Genomic DNA, 21,105 nt, shown 5'->3' on the forward strand with positions numbered 1-21,105 from the left:
CACCTACCGCTTCCCTTCGTCGGAGGCTCGCCGCCGGTTCTAATCCGGTGGCGGCTGAATCCGCTTCGCTCGTTGTCGAGGGCTAGCCATACGATGACCCGGGCAACCCCGGTGTCGCCGATCGTGTCCGACTCTCATCGGCACGATCTGCGCGCACCTTCACCTGTCAAGTGACCGCTACCCGCCGCCAGGAAATGAGCCCTGGCGCGCAAGAACGGACGCCCCCGCAATCGGGGAGACGTCCGCCCAATCAGGACACTAACCGGTCTTCGGCCCCTGCCAAGCGATTTTCGCGTTCTCATGACAATGGGTGACCAAACTGACTACCCTTCGTGGTGGAACGGTGGGCGTGGGAATTCGGGGAGTGGAACGGGTGGACATCCAAGAGCTCGAAGAAACTCTCTCCCGTCTGCCCTCGATCAACGCCGTGCGGGTGGTCGGCGGTAGGGACGGAATTCGCGAGGTGCATGTGCTCGCCGCCCCCGACAAGGCCCCCAAGCAGGTCGTGCGCGACGTCCAGTCACTGGCCCTCGCCCGGTTTGGTATCACCGTCGACCGGCGGGCGATCTCGGTGGTGCAGATTGGCCCCGAGCGCCTCGATGCAGGCGACGATCGGCCCGCCATCAAGGGGGTGCACGAGATCCCCGAAGGGGCGCGCACCACCGTGGCGGTCACCCTCGGATGGCACGGCGAAGAATACGTCGGCACCGCCACCGGCCCGGCGGCGCCGACGGCACGCCACCGCCTCGTCGGCGAAGCGGCCATCCGCGCCATCGAGGACCTACTCCCCGGCGAGGCGCTGGCCCTCGACGCGGTAGGCGCGCCGATGATCGGGATGCGGACGGTGATCGTCGTCGTGATCGTCTCCACCGGCGAGCGCGGCGAAGAGATCTCGATCGGCTCGGCCCTCAGCCACGGCGACGACAGCGAGACGGTGGTACGGGCGGTCCTCGACGCCCTCAACCGGCGGATCACCCGCCCGGAGTAGGAGGAGGGCTGGAGCCGTAGCTGGAGCTTTGCCGCGTTATCGTCGGGCCGCATGACCCGAGCCGTTTCGACGCACCGCGGTACCGGTGCCGTTGCTGTCACTCCCCACCATCTCGCCACTCAGGCGGCGGTCGATGTCATGGCGGCGGGGGGCAACGCCGTCGACGGGATCGTTGCCGCCAACGCCGTGCTCGGGATGGTGCTGCCCACCACCTGCGGCATCGGGGGCGACCTGTTCGCCATCGTCCACCGACCCGGCACCGACCGACCCGAAGTCCTGAATGCGTCGGGACGAGGCGGAGCGGGTTTGGATGCCGGACGGCTTCGCCGGGAAGGGCATACCACGATCCCGCTGCGTCGACCCGACTCGATCACGGTGCCGGGTTGCGTCGATGGATGGGAAGCACTGCTGGCCCGGCATGGCACCCGCCCTCTCGCCGATCTGCTGGCGCCGGCCATCGGGCTCGGTCGAGAGGGATGCCCTGTATCGACGGAGCTGGCGAGCGATCTCACCCGCATCGAGCCCATGATCGGCGGACAACCTTCCGCTCTGGCACTGTACCCCGGCGGCTCGCCCCCCGTCCCTGGCGCCACCCTCTTTCGCCCCGATCTCGCCGCCACCCTCGAAGCGATCGCCGCCGGCGGCCGGGACGCCTTCTACCGGGGACGGGTCGCCGCGGCCATCACCGAGGCGACCTCAGGGATCCTGGAACCGGATGACCTCGCCGGCAACTCCGCAGACTGGGTCGAAGCGATCGGCACCGAGGTCTTCGGGCTGCAGGGATGGACCGTCCCCCCCAACAGCCAGGGTTATCTGACGCTCGCCGCGGCGATGCTCATCGAGGCGCTCGACCCACCCGCCGATCCCGACGACCCGGCATTTCACCATGCCGTGATCGAGGCCTACCGCGCCGTCGCCTGGGAGCGAGACGACCTGGTCGCCGACCCCCGGCATGCTCCGCTGCCCCCCGAGCGCCTGCTCGACCGCGAGCGGATTCTGGACCGACTCGAGTCGATCGATCCCGAAATGGTCGCCCTGTGGCCGGAGCCGGGGGAGGCACCCGGCGGCACCGCCTATTTCTGCGCCATCGACGGAGACGGGCTGGCAGTCTCCATGATCCAGTCGAACTTCACCGGCATCGGCAGCGGCATTTCGGCTGGCGATACCGGAGTGTTCCTCCACAACCGGGGCGGTGGCTTCAGCCTGGTCGCCGGGCATCCGAATGAGGCGGCTCCGGGCAAGCGCCCGATGCACACCCTCTCCCCCACGCTCTGGACCCGCGGTGACCGCACCGCCCTGATCCTCGGCACCCGGGGCGGGCACCAGCAGCCCCAGTACCTCGCCCAGATCGCCGCGCTGCTCCTCCACGCGCGCCTGGCGCCCGGCGATGCCCAGGCCGCTCCGCGGTGGCATGCCGAAGGACCCGGGCCGCGCGGGTCGGTGGTTGCTGTCGAACGCCGCATGTCCGACCGGGTCGTCACCGGGCTCGGCGACCGTGGCCATACCGTCGAAGTCGGACCCGACTACCCGCAGGGGTGGGGTCCGGTCTCGATGATCGCGATCGACGAGAGCGGCACCCGCATCGGAGCAGCGGACCCCAGGGTGACGTCGGCCACCGCCGCCGGCGACTGATGCGCCTCGACCACTACCTGGCCGCCGACAGGATCGGAACCGTCGCGGACGAAGCGCATCGGGCGCGATCCCTCGGGTTCGACGGGGTGATGGCGGCGGAGACCAGCCACGACCCGTTCCTGGCCCTGACGGTGACCGCCACCGCCGAGCCGGAACTCGACCTGGGCACCGCGGTGGCGGTGGCGTTCGCTCGTTCGCCGATGACGATCGCTCACTCGGCCTGGGACCTCGCCGATCTCTCGCAGGGCAGGTTTCTGCTGGGACTCGGAACCCAGATCCGCCCCCACATCGTCGGCCGGTTCTCGATGCCCTGGGGCGAGCCCGTCCCGCGGATGCGCGAATTCATCGCGGCGTTGCGGGCGATTTGGCACTCATGGCAACACGGCGACCCGCTGCGGTTCAAGGGGGAGCACTACCGCTTCTCACTCATGACCCCTTTCTTCAACCCCGGGCCGATCGCACACCCGGAGGTGCCGATCTATCTGGCCGCGGTGGGGCCTGCCATGTGCCGCCTGGTCGGCGAAGCCGCGGACGGGATCCATATCCACCCCTTCCACACCCGCCGATACCTGGAGGAGACGGTCGGTCCCGCCATCGCGGTCGGCGCCGCCCGCCGCGGGCGGGATGCGGCCGCGGTCACCCGGGTAGCCACCCTGTTCGTGGTGACCGGGCGCGACGCCGGGGAAATGGAGCGATCGGCAGCAGCCGTGAGGAACCGAATCGCGTTCTACGCCAGCACTCCCGCCTACCGGGCGGTGCTCGACCTCCATGGCTGGGCGATGGGCGACGAGTTGACCGCGATGAGCAAGCGAGGTGAATGGTCGATGATGGGCGACCTGGTCGACGACGAAGTGCTCGAGACCGTCGCGGTGGTGGCTCCGATCGACCGCGTCGCCCGCGCAATCGAAGAGCGTTGCGATGGAACCGTCGACCGGCTCGGGCTGGTCTTCGGAGAGGAACCCGCCGACGAGACCCTCGGGGGGCTGGTGGCCCAACTGAGTAATCGGTGAGGGGGTAAGCCTCCCCTCTTGAGGTGCCGGACCGGACAATCCTCAGCAGCCGTACAATCGCGGTATGCAGCGCGCAACCCGAATCGGAGGAGTCGTCGTCGGCGTCGCCGCCGCCGGGGTGGCGATGGTCTGGCTCCTCAAGGACCGGATCCTCGGCCCGGAGACCACTCCGGTGACCCGTGAGCAGGCGCCCCGGTTCCGAGTCGTCCCTTCGCCCAAGCCGGGGCGATCGAGTCACGACGCCGACGACCTCTCCGAGATCAAGGGAATCGGACCTGTCTATATGGCGCGACTGATCGATGGCGGCGTCACCACATTCGCCGCGGTCTCCACCACCGCCCCCGCCAAGCTGGCGGAGATCGCCGAGGTCGGGGAGGAGACCGCAGCCGCCTGGGTGAAGCAGGCGTCTACGCTCGCCCGGTGATCGTCGATCCTGAACCGGGCGACGCCGATTCCGGTTCGCCCTACCTCACCGCTCCCGAAGAACTCGGAGGTCTCCTCCCCGACGAGCCTTCATATCGGATCGATCAGCTGAGGGAATGGCTATACCGCCACCCCGTCCTGTCGTCCGACGCGATGACGAACCTCCCCCGCAACGTGCGGGAGCAGGTGGGCCACCCGCTCTGGCCGTTCCAAGTCGAGCGGGAGAGCTCGGGTGATGGCGGACGAACGGTCAAGTGGCTGTTCCGCTGCTCCGACGGAGCCGCCATCGAGGCCGTGCTCATGGGCTATCCCCGGCGCACCACGCTCTGCATCAGCAGTCAGGCGGGGTGCGCGATGGCATGCACCTTCTGCGCCACGGGGCAGTTCGGGTTCGAGCGCCACCTCAACGCCGGCGAGATCTACGCCCAGGTGGCGTACGCCAATGCTCACCTCAAGAGCCGCCCGATGCCGCGCTCGCCCGACCGGGTCACCAACGTGGTGTTCATGGGGATGGGTGAGCCACTCGCCAACTACTCGAACGTGCGCGAGTCGATTCGGCGGATGATCGAGGTCGGCGGAATGTCGGGCCGTTCGATCACCGTGTCGACGGTTGGTGTGGTTCCGGGGATTCTGCGCCTGATCGACGAGCCGTGGCCGGTGACCCTCGCAGTGAGCCTCCACGCGGCCGACGATCATCTCAGGGAGCAACTCGTCCCGCTCAACCGGCGCTATCCGATCGCAGACCTGATCGACGCTGCCCGGCGGTACCGGGAGAAAAAGGGTCGGCGGGTATCGCTCGAGTGGACCCTCATGGACGGCGTAAACGACAGCGCTCACCAGGCGCGGGCGCTGGCGGCCATCGCCAAGGACCTCGACGCCCATGTCAACATCATTCCCATGAACCCCACCCCGCTGGCGCCCCAGCGGCGCCCTCCTGCCCATCGCATCAAGGCCTTCGTCGAGGAGGTCGCCAGGCACGGGGCGACCGTGACTCTCCGCGACACCCGTGGTGTCGAAATCGATGCGGCCTGCGGGCAGCTTCGGGTCAGGGCAGAAACCGAGAGGACCCCTCAATGATCGAGCCGGGCGATCCCGCTCCATCCTTCCAGTTGCCCGACCAGGACGGCAGACCGGTGCGGCTTGCCGACTATTCCGGGGAGCGGCTGATCATCTACTTCTATCCCAAGGCGTTCACGCCGGGATGCACCACCCAGGCCTGCGACTTCAGGGACAATCACCAGGCCTTTGCGAAGGCCGGCTACCAGATCGTCGGCATCAGCCCCGACCCGGTCGATCGGCTGGGGCGATTCCGTGATGAGCACCAACTGCCGTTCCCGGTGCTATCCGATCCGAACCACGCCACCGCTCGTGACTACGGGGCCTGGGGCAAGAAGGTGAACTACGGGCGCGAGTACGAGGGGATCATCCGCTCGACCTTCGTCATCGGGCCGGACGGGTCCATCGAGAAGGCATGGCGCAACGTCAAAGCGAAGGGCCACGGGGAAAGGATCCTGCGCGAAGTCACCGCTTGAGGCTGGCGGCAAGTGCCGCTGGCGAAGATGCGCGCTTGATTAACCGCCCCCCCGTTTACACTCGGCCCCTCCCCTATGGATCACCTTCCCCGCCCGCTCCAGTTGTCGCTTTTCGTCGCCGCTTCGGCGCTGACGCTCATCGCCGTCGTCTTCGGCGTGGACCGCCTCACCAACGCCGGCGAGATCCTCGGCGACGTCGAGGTCGTGGGAGTGAATCTCGGCGGGCTCGACGAACGGGCCGCCCGCTCCCGCCTCGAAGACCTGGAGGCGGACCTTCTCGCCTCGCCCGTTCAAGTCGAGGTCGACGGTCATGAGTTCTTCCTGGATCCCGCCGAAGTGAGCTTCGACATCAGGGAGCGGGATCTGGTCGACATCGCGATGTCCAATGGCCGGTCGGGAAATGTCGCCAACCAGTTCGGCTGGTGGCTCGGCCGATTCACCGGCGACGACGCCGACCTGACGCTTGCCTACGACTTCGATCGATCGGCCCTCGTCGACATCATCTCGACATGGGAGGTCGAAGGCATCGACGACCCGGCCGATCAGGGCGAGGTGCGGGTGGTCAATGGAAACGTCGAGTACACCTACCCATCGCCGGGAACCGGCATCGAAATCGCCACCGCGGTCGACCTGCTCACCGCCGCCCTCGCCGATCCTGATCGCGCGGTGGTCACCCTGCCCACCCGATTCCTCCAACCGAAGGTCACCGACGACGACGTCGACGAAGCGGTGATCGAGGCTCAACAGATCATCGCCGACGAGGTCACTTTCACCAACGCCGAGTTGGGGACCTCGGTGGTCATTCCCCCCCGGGTGCTCGCGGCGGCACTCCAGGTGACCCTCGACGAGGAGGCCGACGACCCCGAGTTCGAGTTCTCCTTCGACCGCAACCCGATCGCCACCTTCCTCAGCGCGCTGGGACCCGCCGTCGAGACCGAGCCCGTCGATGCCGAGATCCTGATCGATGTCGAGACGGATGAAGTGACGGTCGTTCCCAGCATTCCGGTCAGAGAACCCGACCCCGACCTGCTGACGGTGGCCCTGGAGACGGCGATCGCGGATGGCACCCGGGCGGGAGTGCTCCCTTACCGGGAGGGGCGCGAGGCCGAATTCTCCACTGAGGATGCGGACGCACTCGGAATCAAGGAACTCATCGGCGAGTTCACCACCTACCACGCCTGCTGCGCGAACCGGGTCGTGAACATCCAATTGATCGCCGACGCGGTCGACGGGGTCGTGATCATGCCGGGCGAGGAGTTCAACCTCAACGAGATCGTCGGCCAGCGCACCACCGAAAAGGGCTATCGATGCGCCGGGGCCATCGTCGGGGGCGAGTTGGTGGAGGAGGGAGCCGTCTGCATCGGGGGCGGCAGCAGCCAGTTCACGACCACGATGTACAACGCCGCCTTCTTCGCCGGCCTCGAGGACGTGGCCCATACCCCGCACTCGATCTGGTTCAGCCGGTACCCGGAAGGACGAGAGGCCACACTCGGATGGCAGAACCCCAACTTGATTTTCCGCAACAACACCGAGAACGCCATCATCGTCCGCACCACCCACACCCCCACCGAGATCACTGCCAAGATCTACGGTGACAACGGTGGGCTGGTGGTCGAAGCAGGGCTGTCCAACCGCTACAACCACACGAGCGCCCGTGGCCCCGTCATCCGCAAGAATTCCTCTTTGGTGCCGAGCGGGCCGGCAGGTTGCAGCCCTTCCACCGCCGTCACGGTCCAGAGCGGTACCGGTGGATGGTCGGTGGACGTGTATCGCTACATCACGCATCCGGACGGCACCAAGACCACCGAGACATGGTCCTGGCACTACACCGGCTACTACACCATCAGGGAGTGGAACGACAACCACCCCAACTGCGACCCGCCCGACGACCCGTGATCCTCCAGCAGTGCTGAGGGTTGCCGCGCCGTTGGACGGGTCCCGATAAAGGCGATCGCCTCAGACATCACGGATCCCGTCGATCATCAAGAAGATCCCGACGAGCACCAGCAACACCGCCAGCACGCGACCCGCGGCGGCGAAGACCCGACTTGTCCGGCCTCCGCTAGGCACGGCGCCGAGGAGACCGAAAGCCGCCAGCGCAGCGGCGGCTGCGCCGGCCGTCGCAGCCACGCCATTCTGGGTCGCCCCTGCCAACGCCAGCATCAGCACCTCGGGAGCCAGCAGGCGCGGGAAGGCGACCGGCCACAGCCCATCGCGCCATCCGCCCGACTCCGGCTCGGCCGCCGGTGTCGGGACGACGAAGGCCCACGCCCCAGCGAGGATTGCCACCAGACCGGCGGCGATCCGGAATGTCTCGGGAGTGACCTCGAGCGTCCGCAGGATCGGCGCCGACCACCAACCCAGGAGCGCGACCGCTCCGAGCGATACGGCGAACGCGACCGCGATCACGGACGGGCGCACCCGGCCGCGCCCGTCCTCGGGCAGCGCGATGCGCGACCGAAGGGGATTGACTGCCGCCATCAGCGCCACCACCAGCAACACATCGCTCATCGTCCATCCTCCCTCGACTCGATCAGGGTCAGTGCGTAGAGCAGCGACGAGAGCACGTGCTGCTGGTCGTCCATCTGGGTGTAGCCGCGGTAGAACCAGGCGCCTCGCTGGAGGTCGGGCCGAAGCGCGTCCGCCGCCTCCGACGCAGTGACCTGCCGCTGTGCCATGAATCCGGCCGTGCAGAGCATGCGCTCTTCGATGTTGGGCTGCAGGTCGGCCAGCCGGGGATCGTCCCCGATGGTCCACAGCGCACCGATGCCCTCGCCGGCGGTACCGACGCCGGCGGGAGGCCCGGGGAACCAACGCAATGCCAGGTTGATCCCGTCGCCCCGCCGCTGCGCCTCGAAGCGGAGGCGCATTCCGAAGTAGCCGGCCAGCTGCCGGGCGTAGTCCACCCGCTCCTCGGTGAGCAGATCCGGCCGCAGCTCGGAGATCGTGTAGGCCGCCCAGTGATCGGGCAGACGGGTCAGCCGCCCTTCGCGGCGGTCCCGGTCCGTCGCCATGTAGTCGACCGTCCGGGCGGCGGCTTCGCCCCAACCCTCGCCGGGGAAGGCGTGATCGAGCAGGGCCAGCGCCCACGAGGCCTCCCCGGTCGAATAGGTGCCGAAGGTCGGATCAGAAGTGCCGGTCGAACGGTGCCAATAGCCACTCACACTGCCATCGGGGTACTGCTGTACGAGGAGGAAGCGGCCGATGCCCCGCATCAACTCATCATGGCGCGGGTCGCCGGTGGCCTCACGACGGATCGCCAGGGCGGCGAGAAGCAACCCATTTGCGCCGGTGTTCACCTCACCGAGCACGTCCCACGCCACGAAGTCCCCGTGCGTGAACATCCCCTGGAGTGCGAACTCGAGCGCCCGGTCCGCTCCGGCCAGCGCCTCACTCGAACCGGTGAAGGCATGAGCCTGATAGAGCGACATCGTCACGCCGGCGTGGCGCGGACCGTTGTAGCCAGGGTTCACCTGGTCCTCGCCACGGTGATAGCCGTAGGTGTACCGCCCCTCTGGGCCCATGCCGGTGACGATCCAGCGCACCGCATCGTCAATGGCCCTCGAGGCAGTGGCACCGTCGATCGGCGGGCACACCTCAGCCGGAATCACCCCGACCCGTATCACCGCAGCACCGACGATCAATACGGAGAAGTGGAGTGCCAGGCGTCTGCGAAACACAGATCAGCAGCTGGCTGCGGTCTCCGGGGCGGTCCGATCCTGGAACGCCCGATAGAACTGGTCGATCAGATCCGTATCCACGCTGTCGAGCTTGAGCTGTCTCCCCCAGGCCGACACCGCCACCGCGGAGTCCATTCCCGGATAGGGGCTCACGATCACCTCGCGTCGGCGACCGAAACCCTCGAGATCGTCGATGTCGCCCTCGTCGAGGTCCGGGTCGTAGGCGATCCATATCGCCCCGTGCTCCATAGCGTGAACCGCGTTCTCGTTCCTCACCGGGGCGGTATACACCCGACACGCCAACCACTCGGGGTGGTGAGGCCCGCCAACGGGGGGGTTCTGGGCGTAGGTGACCGGCTCGACCGTGTGGGCGAACTCCTCGATCACGAAAACCTCGGTACCGGGAGGCGGCTCGGCGACCCCCTGGGGATTCCCGGAAACATCGGCAGAGATGTAGATCACGATGCCAACGAGAATCGCCACGATCCCCACGCCCATGATGTACTTGAGCCAGGGCCTGCCACCCGACGCTTGGGTCGAGGACGCGACGCGGCGTTCCTGCACGTTGCGGCGTGGTTTCGGTGCGTTGCCCATGGTCCTCCGGTCCTGAACGGGTGCCAATCTACGACATCCCGGCGCAAATGCGTATCCCTCCCCACCGGGTCGGGACGCAGGACCGATCTGCGAGTATCACGAGATGCCATCGACCATCGACGTGCTGCTGCTCCTGGCGCTGCCCGCCTCGGGAAAGTCGGAGCTCCGCCGCTACATCGAGCACCTCGGCCCCCGCCGGGACCAGATACATCTTGGCCCGACGATCCAGCTCGACGACTACCCCTATGTGCACCTCATGCGCCGGATCTCCGAGGGGCAGCGCCGCCTTGGCCTGGCACCGGCCTTCTTCGAATCAGACCAGACACCATTCACCGACCCGCGAGATTGGCTGACTTTGATCCACCTGATCAACCAGGACTTCGCCGCCTTGGATTCCACGAACCCTCGACGCGACGACCCGGGCCACTTGCTCGATCGTTTTCAGGCCGCCCGCCGCCTCGCCGGGATCGCCTCTCCCTTTGCTCGCAGCGAGGACCTCGAGCGGGCCACCGCCGACGATGCCGCCGCACTCGCCGATGCACTACCCGGACTCGCGGCGGAATCGATGCGAAATTCGACGATCCTCATCGAGTTCGCCCGAGGCGGACCGGAGGGATCCCACCCACCGCTGCCGTTCCCCTTCGGCTACGAGCACTCGCTCGCGGCGCTGTCCCCGGAGATCCTGCGGCGGGCGTCGATCCTCTATGTATGGGTCACCCCGGAAGAGAGCCGCCGGCGCAACCGGGAGCGCGCCCTCCCCGGGCCCGAGGGCGATGCCTCCATCCTCCACCACGGCGTACCCGAGCGGGTGATGCGCGGCGATTACGGCGTGGATGACATCGACTGGCTCGCCGCCTCCTCGCCCGAGCCAGGGACGATCGCGGTGGCGGGCGGCGGGGATACCCACTTGTTGCCGTTCTCCCGCTTCGACAACCGGGACGACCACACCTCGTTCCTGCGGGGAGAGCCCGCAACCTGGTCCGCCGACTCGATCGACCCCCTCCACGCCGAACTCTCCCGCGCTCTGGACGAGATCGTGTTCGGAGGGGTAGATTCCCCCACAGCGGAGTAAGGGGCCGCCCACGCGGCCACCAACTCGAGACACGCCCCCGGGCCAGAGACCGGGGGCGTGTCTGTTTGGTCGGCTGCCTGCGGCAGCCTCCGGCGATTGGCGATTGGCGATTGGCGATTGGCCGGGTTTCGCCCATCGCGGGCCGAGCGGAGCGAGGCCCAATCGCGGAGGAAGCGAAGCTGGCCTCCTATCGCAAAGCCGGGCGAAGCCCGGCCCTACCCACACTCCTCGGTACTCAGGGGTGAGGATCCGGTTTCCAGGCCGGCGAACACCTGGCGGATGTAGGCGCGCGCCCGGTCGGGGTCGATGACGGGCAGGAACCGGTAGTTGCGCTTGGGGGCGAGGTTGCCCTGTTCGATGGCCCCGGTGGTGATGTCGTCGGTGTCGAGGGCGGCCACGAGCGTGATCAGGTCGGGCAACACTCGCAGGGGGATGTTGGTGGTCACATGGCGCTCGATCGTGGTGGCCAGGCGAGGGAATTCCCGCAGGATTCGATACGCGTCGGCCTGGGCCGCCACCTCACGGATGAGACAGCGCTGACGTCGGGTCCGCACGATGTCGTTGGAATCGCTGCGGTTGCGGGCGTAGGCGAGGGCGGTCCGGCCGTCCATGCGCTGTCGCCCCGGACTCAGTTCGAGCATGAACTCCTCGTCACCGGGTTTGGCCGGCGAGAAGAGAACGTTCATCGATGAACGCACGGTCACCGTCACGCCACCGATCGCGTCGATCACGTCGACGAAGCCGGCAAAGTCGACCAACACGTAGTAGTCGATCGGGATCGCCAGGGTCGCCTCGATGACGTCGATCAGGGCCTCCATTCCCGGGCTGACCCCGTTGGGGTACCGATTGGTGAATGAGGTCGACGATGGATACACCGCATTGATGCGATCGAGCCAGATCTGGCGGGGCCGTTCTTCGGGCTCCGGGTCCGTCGCCTGGGTCGAGCCGTTCTCCTCGGCAAGCTTTGCGAGGTTGAAGAGGTAGTCCTGCTTGGACTGGTACTCGCCCTGCAGCGACGTGGGCAGCAGCCAGCCAACGGTTTCCCGGCTGATGCTGATGATCGATGCCTGGTTGGTCGCGAGGTCGAGTGAGGCGAGCATCATCACGTCGGTCCGCAGACCGGTTCGCCCCGGCCCGGCGTCTCCACCAGCGAGCAGCACCGTGACTCGGGTGTTGGCGGTAGGTGACAGCGTCGGGTCCGGGAGTTCTCCAAATTCGACTCCCCCGGTGGGAATCGTCCCCCGCGGGAGGGTCGTCGTCGTCGACGGCGGAACGGTGGTGGTGGTGGCCGAAACCGAACCACCGAATCGAGCGGCATCGGCGGCGACCCTCACCCGGATCTCCGCGGCGGCCGCCTGGGCGTCGTCGACGAACACCCGGTCCAGCAAGGTGAGCAGGGCGCTGGCCCGCTCACCCACGAAGACGTGCGGCACCACCAGGAACAGCACCAGGACGGTGGCGATTCCGCCGCGAACGAGGACAGCCCAGTTCTGGGAACGCGTCTCGAACGCAGGTGCCAGCCGATATGCGTCCACCGCGGCAACGACCCGTAGCGCCGCGATGACCAGGTTGGCGATCACCAGGCCCCAGACCCATTTCGGCTGCACCAGGAGGCCGAGGAGCCCGATCGTGCCCCTGCCGTAGAAGTAGAAGGCGGTCAGCAACACGACCAGGCTGCCCGCGAGGAACGGTGCGGCCCGGCGCCACTTCCGAAGGAACAGGTGACCCGACCCGGGAACGATCAGCGACAGCGCCGCCGCGGCGACCCCCCGCCACCGATCCGGAATCCACGTGCGCGACAACGAGTTGTCGGCCGGCGGTGCATCGTCGGCGGCCTCAGCCTCGACCAGAGGCGCCTCCTCGGCGCCGGACGCCTCGTCGGGTTGGTCGTCCGTGGGTTTGGCCACTGCCCCTCCAAGGCTCATCGAGTCTTCGAAGACGATCCCGCAACGATTACGACGCTCTGCCGGGCCGTTCGAGTTCCCGCCAGAACATGCCAACGATACGACGGTTCTAGGTCTACGACCCCCGAGCCCCGGTGGCAGCGCCCGATGCGTCAGGAACCGTTACCGTCGCACTCGGTGACCGAACCATCTCCTTCTCGCGACCTGACGCGACGCGTCCTCGTGACCGGAGCCGGGACCCGCACCGAGGCCTATGGCGCAGTCGATTGGGTCCTGTTGGCCGGGACCTCTCTCATCTGGGGAGCATCGTTCCTGTTCATCGCCGAGGGGCTCGAGACCATCGCCCCGGGCACGATCGCCTGGGCTCGCCTCGTGCTTGGGGTGGCGGCCCTCGGACTGCTGCCGGCGGCCCGGCGCCCGATTCCTCGCGGCGACTGGCCCCGGATCGCCGCGGTGGCATTCGCAGGCGTCGGCATGCCGGCCCTCCTCTTTGCCCTGGCGGAGCAATGGGTGTCGTCAGCCGTCGCCGGGATGCTGGTGAGCGCCACTCCGCTGGCCACGGTATTGATCGGAGTGGGCATCGACCGGGCGCTGCCGTCTCGCCCGCAGCGTTGGGGAGTACTCATCGGCCTCCTCGGGGTCGTGATGCTCTCCATACCTGACGTCACCGGGGCCGGCGCCTCGGTCCTGGGGATCCTCCTGGTGTTGGTGGCGGTATTCGGATACGGGTTCGCCAATCAGTTGTACCCGCCCCTCACCCAGCGCCACGGCGCCCTCGCCACGATGTTCTGGGCACAGGTGGCAGCCGCCGCCGTCCTCACTCCGCTCGGGGTCGCCGGCCTCGCTCGTTCCTCGTTCTCGTGGGTGCCGGTACTCTCCGTCGTCGCGCTGGGTGTCCTCGGGACCGGTTGGGCGCGCGTGATGCACCTGACACTGGTCGGTAGGGTCGGGGCCAACAGAGGGACCATTGCCGGGTACCTGATCCCGGTGGTCGCACTGGGGCTCGGAGTGATGGTGAGAGGCGAGGCGGTCGAGCCGGTGCAGCTACTCGGTGTCGCGGTGGCAGTGTCCGGTGGATGGCTCTTGAGCAGGAGGGAACCAGGGTGAGCACGCCATTGGGCCGCGCGAATGTCCTCTACCTCGCCCTCATCGCGCTGGCGACCGCGGCGATCGTCTGGTCCCTGATGTTCCAAGATCCCTTCGCCGGAAAAGGTCCATCGGTAGCCGCCACCACCTCGACCGCGGGCGACCCGTCGGGTACGACCCTTCCCGACGGGACCGCAACCACCCTCCCCGACGGTGGGGCCACCACCCTCCCCGGCGCCTCGACCACGCTGCCCGCCTCGCCACTCACCGGCATCGGCCTCCAGACGATCGCCGAAGGGTTCGCCCAGCCCGTGTTTCCGATCGCGATGCCCGGCGAGGACATCCTGCTCGTCGTCGAGCGGGGTGGCCGTATCAAACGGGTCGATCCGGGCACGGGTCAGGTCGATTCGACCCTCTTTCTCGACGTGGTGAACAAGACCCACGCCAATGCCGGGATCGAGGTGGGCCTGCTGGGGTTGGCGTTCCATCCCGACTTCGAGACCAACCGCCGCGCATTCATCTACTACACCGACCTCGACTTCGATGCCGTGCTGATCGAGTACCGGGTGAACGCCAACGGCGTCGCCGATCCAACCAGCGAGAAGCTTGTCCTCAAGGTGGACCGCCTCGCCGCGGGCGAGCACCGCCACAACGCCGGCATGATGCAATTCGGACCGGATGGATACCTCTACATCGCGTCGGGCGACAACGGCGAGTTCTCGATCAACCCGCAGAATCCCGACACGCTGAAGGGGGCAATCCTCCGAATCGATGTCGACTCTGCCTCGCCCTATGGCACCCCCGGTGACAACCCGTGGGCGGACGGGTCAGGCGCGCCCGAGACCTGGGCGATCGGGCTGCGTAACCCGTGGCGGTTCGCCATCGACCCGGTCGACCAACTCATGTACATCGGCGATGTCGGCCAGTCGACCTGGGAAGAAGTGAACGTGGTCCCACTCGCGCCGGCCGGTTACAACTTTGGGTGGCCCGAGATGGAAGGGACGATGTGCTGGTCGCCCGCGTCGGACTGCCAAATGGACGGCATGGAGATGCCGGTCATCCAGGTCAATCACGACGGCGGCCACTGCTCGATGACGGCGGGGTACGTGTATCGGGGTGCAGCCATGCCCGAGCTGAGCGGCCACTTCTTCTTCAGCGATTGGTGTTCCGGTTTCATCCGGTCGTTCCGCTACGAGAACGGCGAGGCGGGCGAGGTCACCGACTGGGGATTGGAGGATGTCGGCCAGGTCACCTCATTCGGAGTCGACTCCGACGGCGAGCTGCTCGTCACCACCTGGACCGGCTCGCTTATGAGGCTGGTGCCCGAGCGCTGAGCGACGCGCCGTTCGGTCATCCCCCCTGCGACTGCCACTCCCACCAGGCGGCTTTGGGGCGGAGGGCGCGATCGACCAGGCCCATCGAGGCGAACGGCCCCTGCACTTGCTGGTCGTAGAGGAACGACCAGATGTAGAAGGCGACGTCGGCGTCTTCGATCAACTCGTGGAACCGGGTGACGAACGCCAACTGCTTCTCCTCGGAGCCCGAGTACGCGCCATATTCACCGGCCGATTGCCAGCCCATCTCGGTGAAGGCGATCCGGCGCCCACCGGCGTAGTCGTTGAGTCGGCTGTAGTAATCCTCGGGAATCTCGGCCGGGTCGCTGAAGACCAGCCCGGGATAGGTGGTGAAGGCGATGATGTCGGCATCCGGGAAGCGATCGATCAGGGTCCATAAGGCGAGTTCGGGGTCGTTGACCCCGCCGAACAGCCCACCGAGCATGCCCGAGATCCTCTCGAGCTGGAACGAGGTGAACATCTCCGTGTCGGGTGACACTTCGTCGACGGCGACCGCCACCGCCGCGAACAGCTCGGCGAATCGGTCGAAGTCCTGGGGGCGAAGCCGCCATTGGCTGTCGATCTCGACCCCCAACCCCAGATACGGCGGCCGGCAATTGGCCGCATACGAGCGCGCGGCCGTGACATAGCGATCGAAGGTCTCATCGTCGATCAGACGGAGCAGCACGCCGTCGTCGACATTGAAGACCCCGGTGATGCTGAGGGGAAAGTACCCGTATTTCGCAGCGAGTCCGTCGACCACCGCCAGGCCCGAGCTGGGTGGCTCCTCCCACTCGAGGATGTCGCCGACCCGTTCGATGGCTTCGCCGTTGGCGGCCGCCGTTTCGAGGAACTCGACAAGGCTGTTCCCCTCGTAGTCGACCGGCGACAGGGAGAAGCCCCGGAACGGTTCCTCCGGCGCGGGCACGGGCCCAACGGTGGGGTCGCACCCGGTGGTGATCGGTACCGACGAGGTGGTGGTGCTCGACGCGCTCTCATCCGCGCATGCGGTCGCCACCAGGGCGAACAGCAAGCCGATGATCGCGCCACCCGGGCGCATGGATGACATGGTCAGGGAGTGAGCAGTTCCAGGGCCCTCCGAAAGTGAGCCAGCCCCTCGACTTGCTTGATGAACGCCGGAGTCTTGTTGAACCGATCGGCAATCTCGGCGTGGCTCGCACCCGAGCCGCGGAAGGAGAGCACCCGGTTCTCGAGCGCCCGCGACTTGAGGTTTGGTGGCGGCCCGCTGCGAGGAATTGCCGACCATTCGATGATCCGACCGATATGGTCCGGGCTCCGCCGGAAGGCCGCCCCGATGTCTTCGAGACTATGGCCGTCGGCCCGCATCGCGAGCACCCGCCGCTCGACTGGCCGCAAGTGATCGTGCATTTCGTGCCTCCCCTCCGTCTCAACCGTAGCGGCCCCGGCGGCCTCCGGGGGTCGGCTCAGAGAAGCAGCGCCGCAACCAATGCGTCGACGTCGTCGGTTCCCACCCGGAACACCCTTTCCGACCGGAGTTGTAGCTCGGCCGCGTCGCGCCCCCAGACGTTCCATAGAGCCCCGCGGCGGATCCACCGGATGCCGAGCCCGTGCCACCACTCGTTCCGCACCGGCCGAACCGAGACGATGTCGGCCCGGGAAATGGTCTTGCGGGGCCAGCCGCGCCCGAAGTACACCCGGATCTGCTCGACGTCCACCAGCACCGTGAGCATCGAGAAGGTGACCGTCACCCATGACAGGGCCACGAGGTAGACCGCGATCAGCAGCCACGCCCACAGCGGCGCCCCCTCCAGAACAACACCCCCCAAGACGACCACCAACAGCGGGACCATGATCCAGTGCAGCAGGAAGGACCGCTGAGTGTGCTCGTAACGGTTCACTCCACGGCCTCTTGTAGCCGCGCCTGGAACCAACCGAGCGCCCCCTCGTGCTTGACACTCAGCGGGCCGGATTGGTAGATCCCGGCGTCGAGGTTCCGCTGCACCGCCTCGCAGATCGCCTGATCCTGATCGAGGGTGACTCCCGAGATCTTCACCGCCTCCTCATTGGCGGGGTCGTCGGGATCGCGGAAGAAGTACTCGTAGACCACCCGGGTGCGGTGAGGGCCGTCGGGGAGGATCCGCTCGACGTTCATGCCGTCGGCATAGACGTTGAGGGCGAGGTTTGGGTAGCGGAACAACCAGCGACCGGCGTTCACCGCCCCGTCTCGTGCCGGAGCCGAATGGAGGCAATACCCGCCATCGGCGAATACCTCCACCGAGTAGCGCCGCAGGTCGATTTCCCGGCTGAGCTCGGGATGCACGATGGGGATGTGATAGCCCTCGAGGTAGTTGTCGACATACGTCTTCCAGTTGCAGGCGAGGACCCGCGTCTGCTCGTGGGTGAATTCGAACTCCTCCATCGGGAACTCGGCGCATTGATCGGCGAAACCGCCGAGTGCCTCGCTCAGGGGCGGGGCGCCCGGGTCGAGACAGACCCAGATGAGATTCCGCCACTGTTCCACCCGGATCGGCGGTAGGCCCAGCCCGGCGGGGGGCGGCTCATCCCCGAAGTCCCGGGGGTTGCGCAACGAGCCGTCCCAGTCGTAGGCCCACCCGTGATATCGGCACACCAGGTTCCCCGCCGACCCGTGACCGTCGGGCACGATGGGTCCCGCGCGGTGGGCGCATACGTTGTGAAATCCTCGCAACGACCCGTCCGGGGCGACGACGACGAAGATCGGCCAGCCGGCGATCGTGGATGCCACGAAGCGGCCCGGCGCAGAAAGCCGGGCGGACGGGGCGAACACCAACCACTCCCGCGCCCATACGGCGAGACGCTCACGTTCATGGACCCCGGCATCCCCGTACCACGACGCCGGAAGGGCATAAACCGTCACATTTCTCCTTCGGGTGATGTCATTCTGCCCATTTCGCGGAGGCGGAGCCCCTCAGTGCTCCCCGACCGACCGCGGGCCTGGCCGGGATACCGACCGGCTGTCGACGATCTTGGCGGCGACGGGGCCGACCACCGCCGTGACCAGCACGTACCCGACGGCCAGCAGGCCGAGGCGTTCATCGACCCCGGCGGCCAGTCCGAGGCCCGCGATCACGATCGAGAACTCGCCGCGCGCCACCAGCAGCACCCCGGCACGGAGTCGCGCCGACCGGCCCGCGCCGACCCGGGCAGCCGCCCACCAACCCACGAGGAGCTTGGTCACGGACGATGCCACCGCGAGCGCGAGTACCGCGAAGGCAATCGGCGGGAGAGCGCGCGGGTCCGTCTGGATGCCGAAGAACACGAAGAAGACCGCAGCGAACAGGTCACGGAGGGGGGCCAACAGGGTCCGGGCGCGCCCGACGGCCTCGCCGGAGACCCCGATCCCAACCAGAAATGCCCCGACTGCTGCCGAGACACTGAGGCGCTCGGCCGCTCCGGCGACAAGCAGGGTGATGCCGAGCAGGGTGAGCAGGTTCACCTCATCGGAAGACGAGAACATTGCCCGGCTGATCCGATCGCCGTGACGAGCGCCGATCGCCAGGATCAGCGCGACGGCCACCAGGGCAGCCGTCGCCGCCAGGACGACGCCGCTGAACTCACCGCCGATGGCGATGGCACCGAGCACGGGCAGTAGCACGGCCATCGCCAGGTCTTCGAAGACAAGCAACGAGAGCACAGCCGGCGTTTCGCGGTTGGCAAGCCACCCGAGATCGGAGATCAACTTGGCGATGACGCCCGATGATGAGATGTAGGTGACCCCGCCGAGGAACAACGCACCAGTGGGCCCGAGGCCCAGCACCAACCCGCCGATGAGACCGGGGGCGGCATTGATCGCGAGGTCGGTGAACCCGACCGGGGCGGTCGACCTAACGCTCGACACCAGCTCGCGGCCGGTGAATTCGAGCCCGAGCATCAGGAGGAGCAGCACCACCCCGATCTCGGCGCCGATCTCGATGAAGTCCTCAGAGATGACGATCGGGGCAATCCCCCCATCGCCGATGGCGAGGCCGCCGATCAGGTAGAGCGGGATCGGGGAGAATCCGAACCGGGCGGCGAGTCGGCCCAGCAACCCGAGGCCGAGGACGATTCCCCCCAGCTCGAGTAAGAGGAGTGCCCCCTCGTGCACCTTCAGCCCGACCGAAGAATCTCGCGGACGCCGGAGATGCCCTCGGAGGTGCCGACCACGACGAGCACATCGTCGGCCTCCATCCGGAACTCGGGTCCGGGGGCCGGATGAGGGTCCTCACCGCGGAGCACCGCAACGACGGAGACACCGGTGCGAGTTCGGATGCGAGCATCGCCGATGGTTCGCCCCACGTACTTGGCGTGCGGGTCGATGGTCAGCCAGTCGATCGCCAACCCCTCGATCTGATGCTGCAGTTGGGAGAGGTTCTCCACCACACGAGACCCACCGAGGAGGTCGACGAGGTCATGGGCCTCGTCGTCGGAGAGATCCAGTGTCACGATCGGGGTGTCGGGATCGTGTTCTGGGCACACGAACACCTCGCGCCGCCCGGAGCGATGATGGATGACTCCGATCCGCCTGCCGTCCCCGGTGGTGAACTCGAACCGGGTTCCGACCCCGGGCAGGTTGGTTCTCTCGATTTCCGTCAAGGGGGACCTCCGGCGTCGCCTGGCTGCCCGATTATGGCGACTCGGCGATGTCCCCGTGGCCGCCGTTCAGGCCAATGAGCCTCGGACCTCGGCTCCACCTTCATCGAGATCCGCAATGACCCGGTCAACGAAGTCCTTGACGCTGCTCTCGGCGAAGCGATGGAGCAGCGTCCGGTCGAGCACCTGGCCGACGATTCCGAGGGGAGGCTTGTAGGTGCCCTGGAACGTCACCTGGGTGAGGTCGGGCCCCATCGCGGCGACGGACAACTCGGCCTCCATCGTCGGAAAGAGGGCTGGGGAGCCGGTAGCCCACCATGAGAGCGGCACGGTGGTCGAGTCCGACCGATGGATCGGTTCGCCCATCTCGAGGGTCACGGTCTTGGCGACCATGCCGGGGCCGCTGAGGGTGGCCATCAGGGCTTCGCCGTGGCGATACGCGACGCCAGCCGACCGGGAGAGACCACTCCTCAGCGCCATTAGGTCGTGTGACACATCGGTGAACGGTCGAGCGACGAGGCCGAAGTACTGGACGAACATGTGGCAAGTCCAGCGGTTGTCACCCCGCCTCGATAGGGCCATAGGTCAGCACGCCGGTCCCAACATGTTTCCCTGCGAAGCGGCCATGGGTACGTAACCGCACCCGACCGAAAAGGAGCGAGGCGTATGAACCGGCAACATTTGGATGAGCTTTTGTATCAGGCGATCGAGACCGAGCTGGGAGGCGAGAAGCTGTATCGAGCCGCCATCGCCAGTGCGGTGAATACTGATCTGGCCAAAGAGTGGAAGACGTATCTGGAAGAGACCCTGCAACACCAGGAGATTCTCCGCAGCATCTTCAAAGTGGCCGGACTCGACGTCGACACCGAGACGATCGGAAGACTGGCCGTGCGAGCCAAGGGTACGGCGCTGGTGGCCGCGGTCAAGGCCGCCCGATTGGCCGATCCCCGCATCGGTGAGCTGGTTGCCGCGGAGTCGGTGGTGGAAGCCGAGTCGAAGGACCACCAGAACTGGGAGCTTCTCGGCAGGATGGCCGAACATGTCGACGGCGCGCTCGGTGATGCGTTGCGCGAGGCCTACGACGAGGTCGGCGAACAGGAGGCCGAGCACCTCTTTCACACGATGGGTTGGGCGCGCGAGCTATGGCTCGACTATCTCGGCGTGCCGGCCGTGCTCCCGCCACCGGAAGAGCAGAAGAGCGTCAAGACCCAGATCGGCGCCGGCCGCGCCGAGAAGGCCCGCGAGGACTACCTCTGACAC

General features: G+C 67.2%; 22 protein-coding genes. 11 read left to right on the plus strand and 11 right to left on the minus strand.

The window, feature by feature from the left end:
* Nucleotides 1–310 precede the first annotated feature (310 nt).
* The 7 genes from WD184_09660 (at nt 311) to WD184_09690 (ending at nt 7,481) form a co-directional block, all read left to right on the plus strand.
* Entirely contained in the window at nt 311–988 is a 678-nt protein-coding gene (locus WD184_09660; GenBank protein MEX0826998.1) for a hypothetical protein, read from the plus strand.
* 51 nt (nt 989–1,039) lie between these two features.
* Nucleotides 1,040–2,620 (plus strand): gamma-glutamyltransferase, encoded by a 1,581-nt coding sequence (locus tag WD184_09665; GenBank protein ID MEX0826999.1) that lies wholly within the window; start codon nt 1,040–1,042, stop codon nt 2,618–2,620.
* Entirely contained in the window at nt 2,620–3,630 is a 1,011-nt protein-coding gene (locus WD184_09670; protein ID MEX0827000.1) for a TIGR03617 family F420-dependent LLM class oxidoreductase, read from the plus strand. Before WD184_09665 ends, WD184_09670 begins: the two co-directional genes overlap by 1 nt.
* A 64-nt stretch (nt 3,631–3,694) precedes the next feature.
* Nucleotides 3,695–4,054, plus strand: coding sequence for a helix-hairpin-helix domain-containing protein (locus WD184_09675; GenBank protein MEX0827001.1), 360 nt, complete (start codon nt 3,695–3,697; stop codon nt 4,052–4,054).
* Nucleotides 4,051–5,130 (plus strand): 23S rRNA (adenine(2503)-C(2))-methyltransferase RlmN, encoded by a 1,080-nt coding sequence (gene rlmN, locus WD184_09680; protein ID MEX0827002.1) that lies wholly within the window; start codon nt 4,051–4,053, stop codon nt 5,128–5,130. Before WD184_09675 ends, rlmN begins: the two co-directional genes overlap by 4 nt.
* Nucleotides 5,127–5,585, plus strand: coding sequence for a thioredoxin-dependent thiol peroxidase (gene bcp, locus WD184_09685; GenBank protein ID MEX0827003.1), 459 nt, complete (start codon nt 5,127–5,129; stop codon nt 5,583–5,585). Before rlmN ends, bcp begins: the two co-directional genes overlap by 4 nt.
* 75 nt (nt 5,586–5,660) lie before the next feature.
* Nucleotides 5,661–7,481 carry a VanW family protein gene (locus WD184_09690; protein ID MEX0827004.1) on the plus strand — a complete coding sequence of 607 codons (1,821 nt, stop codon included), beginning with the start codon at nt 5,661–5,663 and terminating at the stop codon, nt 7,479–7,481.
* 60 nt (nt 7,482–7,541) lie between these two features.
* Here the strand turns inward: WD184_09690 and WD184_09695 are convergent, their stop codons facing one another.
* Genes WD184_09695 through WD184_09705 form a run of 3 tightly spaced genes read right to left on the minus strand, consistent with a single transcriptional unit; the run spans nt 7,542 to nt 9,859 of the window.
* On the minus strand, nt 7,542–8,096 hold the full coding sequence (locus WD184_09695; GenBank protein MEX0827005.1) for a hypothetical protein: 555 nt from the start codon (nt 8,094–8,096) through the stop codon (nt 7,542–7,544).
* Nucleotides 8,093–9,265, minus strand: coding sequence for a hypothetical protein (locus WD184_09700; protein ID MEX0827006.1), 1,173 nt, complete (start codon nt 9,263–9,265; stop codon nt 8,093–8,095). Before WD184_09700 ends, WD184_09695 begins: the two co-directional genes overlap by 4 nt.
* Before the next feature lie 3 nt (nt 9,266–9,268).
* Nucleotides 9,269–9,859, minus strand: coding sequence for a DUF3105 domain-containing protein (locus WD184_09705; GenBank protein MEX0827007.1), 591 nt, complete (start codon nt 9,857–9,859; stop codon nt 9,269–9,271).
* A gap of 103 nt (nt 9,860–9,962) precedes the next feature.
* Here WD184_09705 and WD184_09710 point away from each other — a divergent pair, with 103 nt between their 5' ends.
* Nucleotides 9,963–10,931 (plus strand): hypothetical protein, encoded by a 969-nt coding sequence (locus tag WD184_09710; protein MEX0827008.1) that lies wholly within the window; start codon nt 9,963–9,965, stop codon nt 10,929–10,931.
* A 215-nt stretch (nt 10,932–11,146) separates the two neighbouring features.
* On the opposite strand, the gene WD184_09715 is transcribed toward WD184_09710, so the two are convergent.
* Nucleotides 11,147–12,838 (minus strand): LCP family protein, encoded by a 1,692-nt coding sequence (locus WD184_09715; GenBank protein ID MEX0827009.1) that lies wholly within the window; start codon nt 12,836–12,838, stop codon nt 11,147–11,149.
* 174 nt (nt 12,839–13,012) lie between these two features.
* Between WD184_09715 and WD184_09720 the strand changes: the two genes are divergently transcribed.
* Together WD184_09720 and WD184_09725 are read left to right on the plus strand one after the other, a co-directional pair.
* A complete protein-coding gene (locus WD184_09720) occupies nt 13,013–13,942 on the plus strand; it encodes a DMT family transporter (GenBank protein MEX0827010.1) in 930 nt (309 codons plus the stop codon).
* Nucleotides 13,939–15,255, plus strand: a complete 1,317-nt coding sequence (locus tag WD184_09725) for a PQQ-dependent sugar dehydrogenase (GenBank protein MEX0827011.1) — start codon at nt 13,939–13,941, stop codon at nt 15,253–15,255. The genes WD184_09720 and WD184_09725 overlap by 4 nt, the downstream gene beginning before the upstream one ends.
* 16 nt (nt 15,256–15,271) lie before the next feature.
* Here WD184_09725 and WD184_09730 read toward each other — a convergent pair whose 3' ends face one another.
* From WD184_09730 to WD184_09760, 7 genes are all read right to left on the minus strand, one after another.
* Complete coding sequence (locus tag WD184_09730; GenBank protein ID MEX0827012.1) at nt 15,272–16,315, minus strand: hypothetical protein; 1,044 nt, start codon at nt 16,313–16,315, stop codon at nt 15,272–15,274.
* 11 nt (nt 16,316–16,326) lie between these two features.
* A complete protein-coding gene (locus tag WD184_09735) occupies nt 16,327–16,644 on the minus strand; it encodes a hypothetical protein (protein MEX0827013.1) in 318 nt (105 codons plus the stop codon).
* 56 nt (nt 16,645–16,700) lie between these two features.
* Nucleotides 16,701–17,135, minus strand: a complete 435-nt coding sequence (locus WD184_09740; GenBank protein ID MEX0827014.1) for a hypothetical protein — start codon at nt 17,133–17,135, stop codon at nt 16,701–16,703.
* Nucleotides 17,132–18,133 (minus strand): SRPBCC family protein, encoded by a 1,002-nt coding sequence (locus WD184_09745; protein MEX0827015.1) that lies wholly within the window; start codon nt 18,131–18,133, stop codon nt 17,132–17,134. The genes WD184_09740 and WD184_09745 overlap by 4 nt, the downstream gene beginning before the upstream one ends.
* Nucleotides 18,134–18,184: 51 nt before the next feature.
* Entirely contained in the window at nt 18,185–19,360 is a 1,176-nt protein-coding gene (locus tag WD184_09750) for a cation:proton antiporter (GenBank protein MEX0827016.1), read from the minus strand.
* Nucleotides 19,361–19,362: 2 nt separating this feature from the next.
* On the minus strand, nt 19,363–19,848 hold the full coding sequence (locus WD184_09755; GenBank protein ID MEX0827017.1) for a cation:proton antiporter regulatory subunit: 486 nt from the start codon (nt 19,846–19,848) through the stop codon (nt 19,363–19,365).
* 66 nt (nt 19,849–19,914) lie between these two features.
* Complete coding sequence (locus WD184_09760; protein ID MEX0827018.1) at nt 19,915–20,385, minus strand: hypothetical protein; 471 nt, start codon at nt 20,383–20,385, stop codon at nt 19,915–19,917.
* A 126-nt stretch (nt 20,386–20,511) separates the two neighbouring features.
* Here WD184_09760 and WD184_09765 point away from each other — a divergent pair, with 126 nt between their 5' ends.
* Nucleotides 20,512–21,102 carry a hypothetical protein gene (locus WD184_09765; GenBank protein ID MEX0827019.1) on the plus strand — a complete coding sequence of 197 codons (591 nt, stop codon included), beginning with the start codon at nt 20,512–20,514 and terminating at the stop codon, nt 21,100–21,102.
* The last annotated feature ends 3 nt before the right edge of the window (nt 21,103–21,105 follow it).

The sequence above is a fragment of the Acidimicrobiia bacterium genome, from assembly GCA_040878325.1.
Classification (GTDB): domain Bacteria; phylum Actinomycetota; class Acidimicrobiia; order Spongiisociales; family UBA11373; genus JAUYIV01.

Excerpts from the sequence above, each read along its gene's own strand:
- WD184_09665 (MEX0826999.1), top strand. The coding sequence starts at position 1,040 with ATGACCCGAGCCGTTTCGACGCACCGCGGTACCGGTGCCGTTGCTGTC.
- WD184_09675 (MEX0827001.1), top strand. The coding sequence starts at position 3,695 with ATGCAGCGCGCAACCCGAATCGGAGGAGTCGTCGTCGGCGTCGCCGCC.
- WD184_09695 (MEX0827005.1), bottom strand. The coding sequence starts at position 8,096 with ATGAGCGATGTGTTGCTGGTGGTGGCGCTGATGGCGGCAGTCAATCCC.
- WD184_09765 (MEX0827019.1), top strand. The coding sequence starts at position 20,512 with ATGAACCGGCAACATTTGGATGAGCTTTTGTATCAGGCGATCGAGACC.
- WD184_09710 (MEX0827008.1), top strand. The coding sequence starts at position 9,963 with ATGCCATCGACCATCGACGTGCTGCTGCTCCTGGCGCTGCCCGCCTCG.
- WD184_09730 (MEX0827012.1), bottom strand. The coding sequence starts at position 16,315 with ATGCGCCCGGGTGGCGCGATCATCGGCTTGCTGTTCGCCCTGGTGGCG.
- WD184_09735 (MEX0827013.1), bottom strand. The coding sequence starts at position 16,644 with ATGCACGATCACTTGCGGCCAGTCGAGCGGCGGGTGCTCGCGATGCGG.
- bcp (MEX0827003.1), top strand. The coding sequence starts at position 5,127 with ATGATCGAGCCGGGCGATCCCGCTCCATCCTTCCAGTTGCCCGACCAG.
- WD184_09760 (MEX0827018.1), bottom strand. The coding sequence starts at position 20,385 with ATGTTCGTCCAGTACTTCGGCCTCGTCGCTCGACCGTTCACCGATGTG.
- WD184_09670 (MEX0827000.1), top strand. The coding sequence starts at position 2,620 with ATGCGCCTCGACCACTACCTGGCCGCCGACAGGATCGGAACCGTCGCG.
- WD184_09705 (MEX0827007.1), bottom strand. The coding sequence starts at position 9,859 with ATGGGCAACGCACCGAAACCACGCCGCAACGTGCAGGAACGCCGCGTC.
- WD184_09690 (MEX0827004.1), top strand. The coding sequence starts at position 5,661 with ATGGATCACCTTCCCCGCCCGCTCCAGTTGTCGCTTTTCGTCGCCGCT.